Origin of the sequence: Fulvivirga ligni, assembly GCF_021389935.1 — a bacterium.
Classification (GTDB): Bacteria; Bacteroidota; Bacteroidia; order Cytophagales; family Cyclobacteriaceae; genus Fulvivirga; species Fulvivirga ligni.
In genome coordinates this window covers 4,282,842-4,296,015 of the sequence record NZ_CP089979.1, presented here as the reverse complement: position 1 = coordinate 4,296,015, position 13,174 = coordinate 4,282,842, and the positions used below count along the sequence as shown (strand labels likewise).

Below are 13,174 nucleotides of genomic sequence, written 5' to 3'. Positions count from 1 at the left end.
TGCAATTATTCAACTAAACTAATCATTATGAAAAAGTTAAAAAGAAGTTTTTGGATCGCGGGTGTCGCTTTTGCCGCAGTAGCTTGTAATCCTGGAAATAAAGAGGCTAATGATCAGGATGCTGAAGATACTACTATGATGGAAGAAGAAGTAGTAACAGAGTCTGATATGGAAGAGATGAAAACAGCTACAGCTGAAATCAGTGCTAAATCAGGTAGTGAACTGGCGGGTACTGCCAAATTCACCCAGACTGAAAATGGTGTAGAGTTTGAAATTATGCTTGAGAATGCTACGCCAGGTGAGCACGCTGTGCATATTCATGAAACTGGAGATTGTAGCGCGCCAGATGGTAAATCTGCTGGAGGTCATTGGAATCCAACAGGTGTTGAGCACGGGAAAAGAGGTTCTGGTCAATTTCACAAAGGTGATATAGGAAACATCACTATTGGTGAGGATGGAACAGGAACTCTTACAATAACCGCTGAAGACTGGACCATTGGTGGTGCAGATGATTCTAATGTGGTAGGTCATGCTATCATAGTTCATGCAGGACCAGATGATTTTACTTCTCAGCCTGCAGGCGCCGCTGGTGACAGAATAGGTTGCGCATTAATTAATGCTGATCAATAAGAATGAAACTGGCAGAATCATTACCTGATTCTCTGCAACAGTTCTTTATTAATATTGCCGGAATAGGTCGCTACACAGCGAAGTTTTTCCGGCAAATTTTTAGGGGTAGACTTGAAATCAGAGAAATATTCAACCAAGCTTACAAACTAGGGTATCAATCACTGTTTTTAGTAAGCGTTACAGGTTTTATCATTGGAATGGTAATGACACTGCAAACTAAGCCCACCTTAGAACAATTTGGAGCTGAAAGCTGGTTGCCAGCTATGGTTTCAATATCTATCATAAGAGAAATAGGGCCTGTGCTTACAGCACTAATTTGTGCCGGTAAAGTGGGGTCAGGAATAGGAGCGGAACTAGGCTCCATGAAGGTTACAGAGCAAATAGATGCTATGACTGTGTCTGGTGCTAATTCCTTTAATTATTTAGTGGTAACTCGTGTCATTGCCACTACCATCATGGTTCCTATCCTCGTGTTTTATGCAGATGGTATTTCACTCATCGGTTCCTACGTAGGTGTGAATTTAGAAGGGGATGTCAGCGTACAGTTATTCTATAATCAATCATTAGGTGCTCTGATATTCAGTGATATTATACCGGCGGTAGCCAAGACTTTTCTTTTTGGTTTTGCTATTGGAATTGTGGGCTGTCATGAGGGAGTAAATGCCTCCAATGGAACGTCGGGCGTGGGTAACGCAGCAAATAGGGCCGTCGTAGTATCCTCAATGTTCATCTTCGTGATAGACCTTGTGGCTGTTCAAATCACTCAGTTATTTATCTAATTATGGATGAAAAGGAGCTGGTAATTGACATCAAAGAGCTAAAGAAATCTTTTGGAGATACTGAAGTACTAAAAGGTATAGATCTGGAATTACACAAAGGTGAAAATCTGGTGATTCTCGGAAAGAGTGGTGCAGGTAAATCAGTATTGATTAAGTGCATCGTAAAACTGGAAGAACCTTCGGAAGGTGAACTCAAGGTTTTTGATGAAGATATTTTGACTCTTAGAAAAGAGCAGGAACTCAATGAATATAGGCGAAGAGTTGGGTTTCTTTTTCAAGGTGGAGCACTCTATGATGCCATGACAGTGGAAGAAAATCTGAGATTTCCATTGGATAGATTGCCTGATAAACTTACGGAAGAGGAGATTCAAGAGCGAATAGATGAGGCATTAGAAAATGTAGGGTTGGAAGATACTCGTAAAAAAATGCCATCTGAGCTCTCAGGAGGTATGAGAAAGAGGATAGCGCTAGCCCGCACTCTTATTCTAAGGCCTGAGATTATGTTATATGATGAACCAACCACAGGTCTGGATCCTTCTACCTCAAAAGAGATAAGTCATTTAATACTGGAGATGCAGCAGAAATATGAGATGTCATCCATCATAATCACTCATGATATGAAATGTGCTCAGATCACGGCGAACCGAATGAAGGTAGTAAAGGAAGGTAGATTTGCTTATGAAGGAAGTTTTGAAGAGCTCCAGTCTGAAGACGATCCCTGGCTAAAAGACTTTTTTGATTAAAACGTAACCATTTGGAAATGGAAAATAAAACAAGAAAAGATGTTGTATTAGGAATATTTATATTCTTTGGATTGCTCTTGTTTATGGGCATGATCTATTACATAGGTAGCCAGCAGCAACTGTTTGGTAATAAGGTGACTATATCAGCTACATTCAGAAATGTTAGTGGTCTTCAGCCTGGTAACAACATCCGTTTTTCAGGTATCAAAGTAGGTACTGTGAAAGATATTGAGATAGTGAGTGACAGCACCGTGCGAGCGGTACTTCTGATCAATAAAAACGCTAGCCAGTTCATTAAACAAGATGCCTATGCCTCTATAGTTTCTGATGGTTTAATGGGTAATAAGATCGTAAGTATTTCGGCGGGTAGTTCCAGTGGTAAAAGCATTGCCAAAGGTGATGAATTAAGAACTAAGGAGCCTGTTAGTATTGATGATGTAGTGGCCTCCTTTAAACAAACCTCAGATAATGCACAGGACTTAACTGCTAACCTCCTTACCATAAGTCAGCAAATCAAAAGTGCGGAAGGGTTGTTAGGTAAGGTCGTATCTGATACGGTATTGGCAGATAGGGTTACAGGTATGATCGCGTCACTTGAGCAGAGTAGTAAAAATGCAGCGGCTATCACCAGGCAGGTGGAAGGAGCGGCTTATAAAATCAATAATGGTAATGGATTAATAGCTAAAGCCTTATCTGATAGTACCTGGGGTAATAAAATTGATTATACACTGGATTCAGTTTATTATGCAGGCGAAAGTATTGCTCAGGCAAGTAGGGAGTTAAAGGTGTTTATGCAAAAGCTTAATGATAGCAAAGGGGCGATTGACAAGCTATTAAATGATTCTACTATGGCCAAGGATCTGGAGCAGACCATTATCAACGTGAAGAAAGGTACCGATGATCTGGATGAGGTGATGAATACGATAAATAACAGCTGGCTGTTGAATATCTTCTCTAAGAAAGATAAAGACGAAAAGAAAAATAACCGTTAGGCAACGTAACGGTTAATCTTCTTCACTAGTGCTTCAATATGAAATGGCTTAGCGATATAATCTTCAGCGCCACTTCGTTTAGCAATATTTTCAATTTCATTATTAGCGGATAATATAACTACCGGGATGTGTCTATGTTCGGGTGAATTTTTCAACAGTTCTGTTGCTTTTTCTCCACCAAGATCTGGAATCCACAAATCCATAATAATCACGTCAGGATTATATTCTTTAATTTTTTCGTCCACTCTATTGCAATTATCTGATGAAAACACTGCATAACCCTTTCTGGAGAGTATTAAACTTACCAATTCTACAATGTCCGGGTCGTTATCACATATTAGTACTCTTTTTTTCATTTACTCATCTGTCTTTTCAGATACTAATGTTCAATTAGCGTGCTAAAAAGTTTTGGTATGATGATTTGGCTATGGCAAAAGAGAAGCTCAACTCTTAACCTGGTCGAGAGTTAGACTTAAAAGTGCGACTTGATTGGGTTATTCAGCCTTATACGTAGATATCTGAGAAATTGGGATAGATCCTTTTTTCAATCAACTCATCTTGCTCTGAGTAGATCCATACTTCTGATGGGAGGTTAATTTTAGCAAGATCTATGGCTTTTCCTAAAACTATATGATAACTGTTGTCTTCATATAGCGATTCCCTACACGAGCCTTCAATAATTTTCCAGTGGTTGCCACATTTTCTTACCGTGTAAATCAGGTTAGTGTAGGTCATAGCTTTATTGGTTTAGTTTAGGAATTAAGCACACAGATCTGCTGGAGCTCTTCTTTAAAAGGTTTATGCAGTATGTCTATGGTAATAAGATCTACATATTGATGAAGAATTCTAATCACAGTATAAACCTGATTTTGAGCTTCATACTTGTCTTTCCATAACTGGCGAGACAGTTGATGTTTCATGGCCGCCTGTACTAAATCATCAAGACGGCTAATTGGCTTTACCTGTGGTAGTATTCTCCAGTTTTGTATGTAGATTAATTTCAGCGGCTTAGATAGGTGTTCTATAAATTTGGCTGATTGATGATAAGTGAAGCTGTTTCTTAAAGAATGAAGAATAACACTGAGTACGTTGCCTGCTTTATGGTAGCTGTTAAAATTTAATTCTTCATTTATCTCTTTAATGCATCCTTGATCAATTTGAGCTAGTTTATCAAAGTTTAGATCCATAATCGTTAATTATATATCAATAGTTTGAAAAAATTGTGCCACCACGACTCTAATTCTATAATTTAACTAAATTTAAATCGATTGCATAATTTAAGCTGGTATTAAAATTATTCAAAATGAGGTAAATTATACATAGCTGTGGAAAAAATACACCTTTCTTACTAGGTGTTTGTACTGATTATTTATACGAGATTCTGGTAGGGGTGGTTAATAAAAAAGCCTGGAAAATCCAGGCTTTTTTAAGTGGTTGTTGGTATAAAATCTTAAGTATATAACGTGGTAGATTGTAAAATGATTATACTTTATTAATAAATTTTAAATTAATTAATAAGGGAGCTTCCGAACCTGGCTGTACCATCCAGCTCACTAACAGGTGTGTGAGTTCTTTTCACCCCCATAATAGCACATAACCTATAAAGTCTGTCTTTTCTCATTCTTATATCTTCCAACTGTAGCTGAATGGCCGATTTATTCTTCTTTACACTGTAAAGTTTATTCAGCTTTTCTTCTTCTAAAGAAAGTAAGTTTAGCTGATTCATCAGCATTTCCTCAGGCACTAATCCGTTATTCATATTTTTAAGTATTAAAAAAACCGGGGTTAAACCCGACTTATAATGATGGTTAAAATTTCGTTAAACTCTCCGTGCAAAATGCATGATTAATGATACCACAAGAAGTATCAAGAAAATGTAGAATATGATTTTTGCAAATGCAGCAGCTCCGGCAGCTAAGCCTCCAAATCCTAAAAGGGCGGCTACTAAGGCAATGACTAAGAAAATTACAATCCAGCGTAACATAATATATTGGTTAGGTTTAAAATCTTTTACCCAGGAAAGTGTAATTATCATGCCAATAGAAAATAGGCTGAATTGGAAGTTTTTTGTTTACATTATGTGGAATTTCTTATACGAAGCGGTGTTGTTTTTCACAACTTGGGCATAGACTGGAAGAAGTCTCTAGGCTTTCTACAGTGCCAAAGATTTTCCGGTTGATCAGTGCATCATACCATTCATCTTTAAACTGTACTTTGCCACAAATAGCACATCTTTTTTGTGTAGCATCTTGATTTTCAGTGAATAAAATGGACGGATTAATAGGTTCTGATTTTATTAGGTCATGTTCAATGAGAAAGAGGTTGTCATTTTCTTTTTTTACCAACATGCGCATAAACTGAGCCTTGTGAGGCCCATCACACCTATAATGTATAAGGTATGGTTTGCCGCTCACATTTACTCTGGTGATAATGGCGTCAATGAACATTCTTACCTGATCACCTTTGATAAAACTAGTTATATATTTTCCAATGATTGAACTTGCCTGTAGTTCCCGTGCATTGTTGCCTCCTGCCAGTTGATCCCAGTTTTCATCAGCTTTAACAATTTTTCTTTCAGCATCAATCCAAATAGAGGCCATAAATTTTTTTTACAATTATACAATTTACATATTTGTTTGTTAACAACAGAGCGCCGTAATAGATTTCTCTGATCTGGCGTAATATTTAGAATAGTTTGATTAAAGCTAAGTTCGTTGAGTAAAAACAATAAGTTAGAATATTTGGTAGCCATTGGTGCGTCTGCTGGTGGTCTCACGCCATTACAAGAGCTCTTTGAATCACTTCCAGAAAGTTTAGATGATATGGCCATTATTGTGGCTCAGCATCTAAGTCCTGAGTATAAAAGTATGCTCACTGAGATAATAAGTAGAAAAACTACAATTCCTACCAGCGCCATCGAAGATGGTGTGGAGCTTCAGCCTAATCATATCTATGTTACTCCGCCTAACTGTGATGCCACCATTCAAGGAACCAAGCTGGAAATATCAGCTATTTCCGCAGTAGGTCCACGCCCTAGTATAGATAAGTTGTTTAGCTCTATGGCTAAGTCCTTTAAAGAAAAGGCCATTGGTATTGTTCTTTCTGGTACAGGTCAAGATGGTAGTAAAGGAATTGTAGCATTAAAAAATGCAGGTGGCCTTACCATAAGTCAGGACCTGGATAGTTCCAAATATGCAGGTATGCCACAAGCCGCTATGACTACAGGAATGGTAGATGTGGTGATGAGCCCCTCTCAAATAGGAGAGAATCTGGTGGCTTTGATTCATGATACTACATTAGTAGAAAGAACTAAGGAACTGGCAAAGGCTGATAATGAAGATTATGAATCTAGTGACGACATAAGTACCATATTGAGCATGCTGGAGTCCAAAATCGGTACAGATTTCAGTAATTATAAAGAATCAACCATAGTACGCAGGCTTGAAAAGAGGCTTCATGATAAAGGTTTTAGTAATGTAGAAAAATATCTAGGTTACATTAGAGAGAATGAAGACGAACTTGACGAGTTTTTTAAATATCTTCTCATTGGTGTTACCTCATTTTTTAGAGACGAGGAAGCATTTAACAATTTACGATCAGAGATACGAAAGCGTATCATGACCAAAGATAAAAGAGAGAAATTCAGAGTATGGGTTCCAGGATGTGCTACAGGAGAGGAGAGTGTAAGCTTGGCCATTATGCTCAATGAATTGCTCATTGAAACGAATAGGTATGATTTAAAGGTTCAGATTTTCGCCACGGATATCAATGCCCCGGCTTTGAAAGAGGCCAGAGATGGTAGATATAGTAAAGATAAGGTGAGCAAATTACCTAAAAACCTGGTTAATAAGTACTTTGAAAAACATGGTCAGGATTATGAGATCATCAGGGATATTAAGCAAACCATTCTTTATACCAAACACGATCTTACCAGTAATCCGCCATTTTTAAGACTGGATTTGGTAAGTTGTCGTAACCTGTTTATCTATTTTAATCAGCGGCTTCAAAACCATATATTCCCTATATTTCAATATGCCCTTTTACCGGGCGGTTTGCTTTTCTTAGGCAAGTCAGAAACAGTAGGGAACTACAAAAATATTTTCAGTACAATCGATGCAAAGCATCGTATCTTTTCCAGAAAAGATCGTACTGCCGTAAAACCACTCAGGCTGCCATCTACTAAGCCTCTGAGTGTGGATAAGAAAGTAGCGGCTACCCGAAATCTGAAAAACGAATCTTTATCCATTCATGAAATGGTAAAAGAAACGGTTTATAATACCTTTGAGAGCCCTTATGTAATCATTGATGAGAATCTGGATATTGTTGAAATTTCAGGTGATACCAATGAGTTTTTGCAAATTAAGCCTGGGCTGGCCAATATGAATTTGCTAAGACTAATTGCTGATGATTTGCAGATAGTTACTAGATCTTTAGTAACAGAGTCTATTAAATCAATGAAAATATCTCGTGGAGAGATTAGGAGATACTCCATAAATGATGAAACTCATCTGGCCAGGATCATGGTAAAGCCACTGATCTACTCTAAGCCAGGGCATCCTTATTTTATGGTCATTTTTGATTCATTTGATATGGTAGAGTCGTTCTTCAGTACCGATTCTGATATTGATGTAGAAAATTCACAAGTAAATGCTCAGCATATTCAAGAGCTTGAATATGAGCTTATTAGCAATAAGCAGCATATGAATACGCTTGTACAGGAGCTGGAAACTACTAATGAGGAGCTTCAAGCCTTGAACGAGGAGCTGCAGTCATCAAATGAAGAGCTACAGGCCTCTAATGAAGAGCTTGAAACTTCTAACGAAGAGCTGCAGGCCACCAATGAAGAGTTAGAAAATGCTTATGTAGATTTAAGACAGGCCTCTCAGAAGCTTACGCGCCAAAAGAAAATGATGGAGCAAATAGCCATGGCTTCACCTGACATCATTGCTGTGCTCTCAGGTGACGATATGATCTTCGAGTATGTTAACCCTACTTATCAAAAGCTTTTCCCTGACAGACAATTAAAAGGCCGATCTATAATTAATGCCAACAAGGAATTTTTAAGGTTGGGTTTTATGGAGTCTATTAAAGATGTACGTGATTCTGGGGAAACATTTAAAGCCAATGAAGTAGAATTGGAAATAAGCCTGAATGAAGGTAAAGATAAGGAAACCAAATACTATAATTTTTCTTTTGCTCCGCTTGAGTCTGCAGATAGCGATAAGCCGGATATAGTTGTATATGGTGTAGATGTAACTGAGCCCGTACAAAACAGAAAAGTGGCAGAGGACAGCGCTAAGTTTTTCAGAACATTAGCCGAACATATGCCTCAAATGGTATGGACACTGACCGAAGACGGTGAAATAAATTATATAAATGAGACTCTAAGAACGTACCTGGATTTTAAAGGCAGTGAATTTAGTACTATAGATTTATATGCCTGCATTCACAAGGATGATTTACCAATGGTAGAGGCCGCCTGGCAAGAAGCCAAGCAAAATCATTCGGAGTATACCTTGCAATACAGATTCTACGATAGTAAAAAGAACTATCATTGGCATCTGGTTCGGTTTGCTCCGCTCAAAAACTCGTTAGGAGGTTTAGAAGTATGGGTTTGCACAGCCACAGACATTCATGAGCAAAAAAGTATCGAAGAAAAGAAAGATGAGTTCATGGGTATAGCTAGCCACGAACTTAAAACTCCATTAACTACAGCTAAGGCTTATATGGAACTTCTTACTGAGGTGCTATCAACAGGAGATGTTGACATAGATACCGCTAAGACTTATTCTAGCAAGGCCTTTAAAGGCATGCAAAAGATAAGTGCTTTGGTGAATGATCTATTAGACGTAACTAAGGTGCAAACAGGAAACCTGACCTTTAAAAAGCAGGATGTAGATTATGATCAATTGGTGAAAACATTGGTTGATGAGGCTCATTCGTTGATTGAAACTCATGATATAGTATTCAAAGGTGGTGATACTCACGCCATGGTGCATGCTGGTAAAGAAAAGCTCCTACAAGTGATGAATAACCTGATTAACAATGCAGTAAAGTACTCTGAAACAGGTGAAAAAATCATTATAGAAACCGGAGAAGATAATGGCTACGTATTCTTCGCCGTTACTGACTTTGGAGATGGTATTCCATCTCAATATCAATCTAAGATTTTTGAAAGATTCTATCGTGTACAGGAAAAAAGTGATTTTGCCTCCGGGCTTGGTATTGGCCTCTATATCTCTAAGCAGATTATAGAAGCGCATGATGGAAGTATTAATGTTGAGAGTAAGGAAGGTGAAGGCAGTACTTTTATTATTAAAATACCTAAAGTTTAAACACTTAGGCATAAGTATGGGTTACTACAACAGGTATTTTTTGTCTTACCCTTACTGACCATATTTGAATGAAGAAGACTGTGCTGATCTGTGATGACGATAAAGATATTTTAGAGTTGTGCACATTTATTTTGTCTAAGAATTATGAGGTGCAAACCTCTTTGCATGTGATTAATATACTTGATCTAATAGAGGAGAAGCAGCCTGATTTGATACTTATGGATCTTTGGATTCCTGATATTGGAGGGGAGCAGGCAACAGCACTGTTGAAAAAGAACGAAGAAACGAAAGATATTCCTGTAATTCTTTTCTCAGCGAATGATGAGATACAAAAAGTATATGAAAGGGTAGGGGCTAATGGATATATCAAAAAGCCCTTTACTGTAAGTGATCTTAAATCTTATGTGGCTTCTAATTTAGCTTAGTAGCTTTTGTGACATCAATGAAATAATCAAAAGCTTTTTTAGCTCCTTCTATGATTTTATCCTCATCTTCTGTGTGAGCAGCATAGTAGCCTTCTAATGCTTCAATGAATTTCTTCCAGTATAATCCTGTCTTATCTCCGTAAAAACCCAGGAAGCTAAAGGCATCTTTATCAGCCAGTTCAGAATTCTTTTGCAATGCCTTGTGAATCATATGTCCACCAAGGCTAGAGCCCTCAGTAACATATATGGCACCCACCAGTTCTTCAAAGGCCAAATCAGGATATGGCATGTTGTTTCCCGAAAGGGTAGTGTCCAGCTTTTTTAAGTCTTCTAATATAAGGTGAGATTTTATTCTAGCCTGAATATCAAACTCCTTCAGCTCAGCTTTCTGCTCATCAGAAAGGGTGCCGTAATGCTCTTCTACGAGTCTATTTAGCCAGTAATTTCTTTGTAGAAATAATGCGTATTGCTCTACACTTAGTGTGCCTTGTCTTATTTCTGTGTTGAAATTACCTTCTTCTGCTTTATTATGATGTGGTGTGGTTTCTTCTTTAAGTCGCTTGCTAATCATTTTCCTCTGCCAAATTCGTTAATAGCGTTCTTATTGTCTTAAGTGAAAAAGGTTTTTCAAGGTATCCATTAAGCTCTTCTTCACGGGTTATTTCTTCAATGTTATGAGCGCCGGATAGAATATAGACTTTGTAGTTATCTTTTAACTCACGAGCCATCTGTATACCATTGATTTTACCCCAGTTCACGTCCATGAAAACCACATCTATCTCATTGTCAGCTTCAGCGGTATTAAAATCTTCTAGTTTAAAGCAGGTTAATACATTAACACCTATCTGTCCCCCAATGAGTTTAACCAGTTCACATGTGTCCGTATCATCATCACAGATAGCTACAGTGAGTGGTTTGGTACTACTTTTTATTTCTGTCATGCAGTCAAGTCTACTATATTATCAATTTTTTTTGGGAATGATATAAAGAAAGAAGCTCCCTTATTTAACGAACTTTCAATCCATATTTTGCCATTATGCTTATCCATAATGCGTTTTACAATGGTCATCCCTACGCCATTGCCTTCGTAACCTTTTTCATCAGTAAGTCTGGAAAATATTTGGAATATCTTTCCAATATGCTGCATGTCAATACCAATACCATTATCTGATACTGTATAAATCACTTCATCACCCTTCACCGTTCCGGATACCTTCACAATTGACTTACTTCTCTTCTGAGAGTACTTCACAGCATTTGATAAAAGATTACTAAATACCTGGCTAATCATGGTTTCATCACCATAGATTACAGGCAGATCGCCCAATACAAACTCGATCTTTTGAGATTTGTAAGAGGTTTCAAGATTGTCTATAATATGAGGTAGTATTTCCTTTACTTCAATATCCTTGAAGGAGGCATCTACCTTTCCAATTTTTGAATAATTCAATACGTCCTTAATAAGATCTGTCATCTTATCGGCGTTCTTCACCACCTTGTTCAGCATGTCTTTTATGCTGTCAGTAAAAAGCGCATCGTTTTCTTCCAGTAGTATTTCGGAATATACTTTGATGGCCGTCAAGGGAGTTCTTAAATCATGCGAAACGGTATAGCTAAAGGCATCAAGCTCTTTGTAGGCCTCTTCCAGTTGATCATGCAGCTTCCTTATTTCGTTAGCTTTTTTCAGAATGACCTGCAAAACGTCTTCGCGAAGCTTAACTACAGCACTAATGTTAGAATTAGTCCAGGGCTCTGATTTATTCTCCATAATTTGAGCCCACTTATCGAAGGAAACTCTTGGAGAAATAGAAGCCATACCGTCTTCGCTCACTGTTACGGCTTTTTCAGGATTGCCGCCCCAGTAAATGGTTTGTAAAACCTCCTTTTTAAACCAGATTAAGTATTCTCCAAAGCCTGAAGAAAGTCTGGCAGCAATAATGCCTGCGGCTTTATCTTTAAAATTAATAGCAGACGGAAAATGCTTACTAAATTCGTCTGTTATAAATATGTCATCAGTCTGGTTTAGATTAAGCCATCTGATAATATGCGTTATGTCAGCTTCAGTAGGAGTCTCGCCAAGTGATATGATCTGATTTTCAGTGACTACTGCTGCTCCTGAACATTCTATTAAGTCCTTTAAGGTTTCATCATATCCGGCTAATCCTTCAGTAATGCTATATTCCTTAAGTGTATATGAAGCAAGTTTAGCACCCACTTCGCGACTTTTGGCTAAGTCATCCTTCTCTTTATCCATCAGATGGAGTTGTAAAGAAGAAGAGAACAGCTGGCCCATAAACTGACAAGCCTGTCTCAGTTTAAAGTCTATGAATTTGGCCTCTTTGTGATGACATGCAATCATTCCCCACAGCCTATCATTTACAAGAAGACTTATAGTCATGGAAGCTCCTACACCCATATTCTTTAAATATTGAATATGCATTTGGGAAGAGCTTCTTAAGGTAGAATGAGTTAAGTCTGTGGGTTCTTTTTCACCTTGGGCCAAAATAGGGAATATCTCCACGGGTTCGGATTGTACATCATGTATAAACCTCACCGGGTTAATCGTAAACAGATCTCTTGCCCTTTTCGGGATGTCTGAAGCCGGATAGTGTAGTCCATAGTATGGATCTAATTCGTCTATCTTGCATTCAGCCACCACTTCACCATGCCAGTCTTCATGAAATTTATATATCATGACCCTGTCATAGCCTGTGATTTTTTTTATTTCCTCCGCTGTTTCATTGAGAAGGTTACGATAATCAGTACTGTTATGAATTTTACCCATTGCCCCCCCAAGGAAATACTGAAGGTTATATTCATCAGTCTTTAATGTCTGAGGCTCAAATTCAAGTAGATAATATTCCTTCCAGTTATGAATGAGCAAATTGTACTTCTTGCCATTAGGAAGAGTAACCAGATGAGGGTGCGGCTGTGTGTTATCTACAGCAAGACTCTGAGTGCTGAGGATCTCCCTAAGTCCGGGTATATTAAGTGTGCTAATATTCTTACCGATAGACTCCTCGCAGGTAAGATCAAAGGAGGTATTTATGTTCTTGCTGGCTTGCAAGATATTGTGATCAAATGGGGATACTAACAGGAAAAAACCAATGTTTTGAATCTGACCAATAATGTGAATAGGCTCTTTTTCGCAGTTTTCTAAAGTCAGATGTTCCTTGTTTATCATAAGCTTGCTAATATATGGTATCTGTAATTAGATCGCTAATATATAATGTAAATATAGCAATATCTTTCCCCAAATATTAGCAAGCT

General features: G+C 37.9%; 15 protein-coding genes. 6 read left to right on the top strand and 9 right to left on the bottom strand.

Annotation, left to right across the window (positions count from 1 at the left end; translation table 11 throughout):
- The first annotated feature begins 27 nt into the window (after positions 1-27).
- The 4 genes from LVD16_RS18030 to LVD16_RS18015 are packed head-to-tail and all read left to right on the top strand — an operon-like array spanning position 28 to position 3,144.
- Positions 28-630 (top strand): superoxide dismutase family protein, encoded by a 603-nt coding sequence (locus LVD16_RS18030; protein WP_233769677.1) that lies wholly within the window; start codon positions 28-30, stop codon positions 628-630.
- A gap of 2 nt (positions 631-632) precedes the next feature.
- Positions 633-1,409 (top strand): MlaE family ABC transporter permease, encoded by a 777-nt coding sequence (locus LVD16_RS18025; RefSeq protein WP_233769676.1) that lies wholly within the window; start codon positions 633-635, stop codon positions 1,407-1,409.
- Between the two features lie 2 nt (positions 1,410-1,411).
- Positions 1,412-2,152: an ABC transporter ATP-binding protein gene (locus LVD16_RS18020; RefSeq protein ID WP_233769675.1), complete on the top strand. Its 741-nt coding sequence runs from the start codon at positions 1,412-1,414 to the stop codon at positions 2,150-2,152.
- A gap of 17 nt (positions 2,153-2,169) precedes the next feature.
- Complete coding sequence (locus LVD16_RS18015) at positions 2,170-3,144, top strand: MlaD family protein (RefSeq protein ID WP_233769674.1); 975 nt, start codon at positions 2,170-2,172, stop codon at positions 3,142-3,144.
- Here LVD16_RS18015 and LVD16_RS18010 read toward each other — a convergent pair.
- From LVD16_RS18010 to LVD16_RS17985, 6 genes are all read right to left on the bottom strand, one after another.
- The gene (locus LVD16_RS18010; protein WP_233769673.1) at positions 3,141-3,500 is read right to left on the bottom strand and encodes a response regulator; all 360 of its coding nucleotides are present in this window, start codon (positions 3,498-3,500) and stop codon (positions 3,141-3,143) included. The genes LVD16_RS18015 and LVD16_RS18010 overlap by 4 nt on opposite strands.
- Before the next feature lie 148 nt (positions 3,501-3,648).
- Complete coding sequence (locus LVD16_RS18005; protein WP_233769672.1) at positions 3,649-3,879, bottom strand: hypothetical protein; 231 nt, start codon at positions 3,877-3,879, stop codon at positions 3,649-3,651.
- Between the two features lie 17 nt (positions 3,880-3,896).
- Complete coding sequence (locus LVD16_RS18000) at positions 3,897-4,331, bottom strand: DUF2267 domain-containing protein (protein ID WP_233769671.1); 435 nt, start codon at positions 4,329-4,331, stop codon at positions 3,897-3,899.
- A gap of 320 nt (positions 4,332-4,651) precedes the next feature.
- On the bottom strand, positions 4,652-4,903 hold the full coding sequence (locus LVD16_RS17995; RefSeq protein WP_233769670.1) for a hypothetical protein: 252 nt from the start codon (positions 4,901-4,903) through the stop codon (positions 4,652-4,654).
- A 60-nt stretch (positions 4,904-4,963) separates the two neighbouring features.
- Complete coding sequence (locus LVD16_RS17990; RefSeq protein ID WP_233769669.1) at positions 4,964-5,128, bottom strand: DUF1328 family protein; 165 nt, start codon at positions 5,126-5,128, stop codon at positions 4,964-4,966.
- Positions 5,129-5,234: 106 nt separating this feature from the next.
- Positions 5,235-5,744 carry a hypothetical protein gene (locus LVD16_RS17985; protein WP_233769668.1) on the bottom strand — a complete coding sequence of 170 codons (510 nt, stop codon included), beginning with the start codon at positions 5,742-5,744 and terminating at the stop codon, positions 5,235-5,237.
- 114 nt (positions 5,745-5,858) lie between these two features.
- Between LVD16_RS17985 and LVD16_RS17980 the strand changes: the two genes are divergently transcribed.
- Positions 5,859-9,479, top strand: a complete 3,621-nt coding sequence (locus tag LVD16_RS17980; RefSeq protein ID WP_233769667.1) for a chemotaxis protein CheB — start codon at positions 5,859-5,861, stop codon at positions 9,477-9,479.
- A gap of 68 nt (positions 9,480-9,547) precedes the next feature.
- Positions 9,548-9,904 carry a response regulator gene (locus LVD16_RS17975; protein ID WP_233769666.1) on the top strand — a complete coding sequence of 119 codons (357 nt, stop codon included), beginning with the start codon at positions 9,548-9,550 and terminating at the stop codon, positions 9,902-9,904.
- Here LVD16_RS17975 and LVD16_RS17970 read toward each other — a convergent pair.
- The 3 genes from LVD16_RS17970 to LVD16_RS17960 are packed head-to-tail and all read right to left on the bottom strand — an operon-like array spanning position 9,891 to position 13,088.
- Entirely contained in the window at positions 9,891-10,475 is a 585-nt protein-coding gene (locus tag LVD16_RS17970; protein WP_233769665.1) for a biliverdin-producing heme oxygenase, read from the bottom strand. The genes LVD16_RS17975 and LVD16_RS17970 overlap by 14 nt on opposite strands.
- Positions 10,468-10,845: a response regulator gene (locus LVD16_RS17965; RefSeq protein WP_233769664.1), complete on the bottom strand. Its 378-nt coding sequence runs from the start codon at positions 10,843-10,845 to the stop codon at positions 10,468-10,470. Before LVD16_RS17965 ends, LVD16_RS17970 begins: the two co-directional genes overlap by 8 nt.
- Entirely contained in the window at positions 10,842-13,088 is a 2,247-nt protein-coding gene (locus LVD16_RS17960; protein WP_233769663.1) for an ATP-binding protein, read from the bottom strand. The genes LVD16_RS17965 and LVD16_RS17960 overlap by 4 nt, the downstream gene beginning before the upstream one ends.
- Positions 13,089-13,174: the final 86 nt, after the last annotated feature.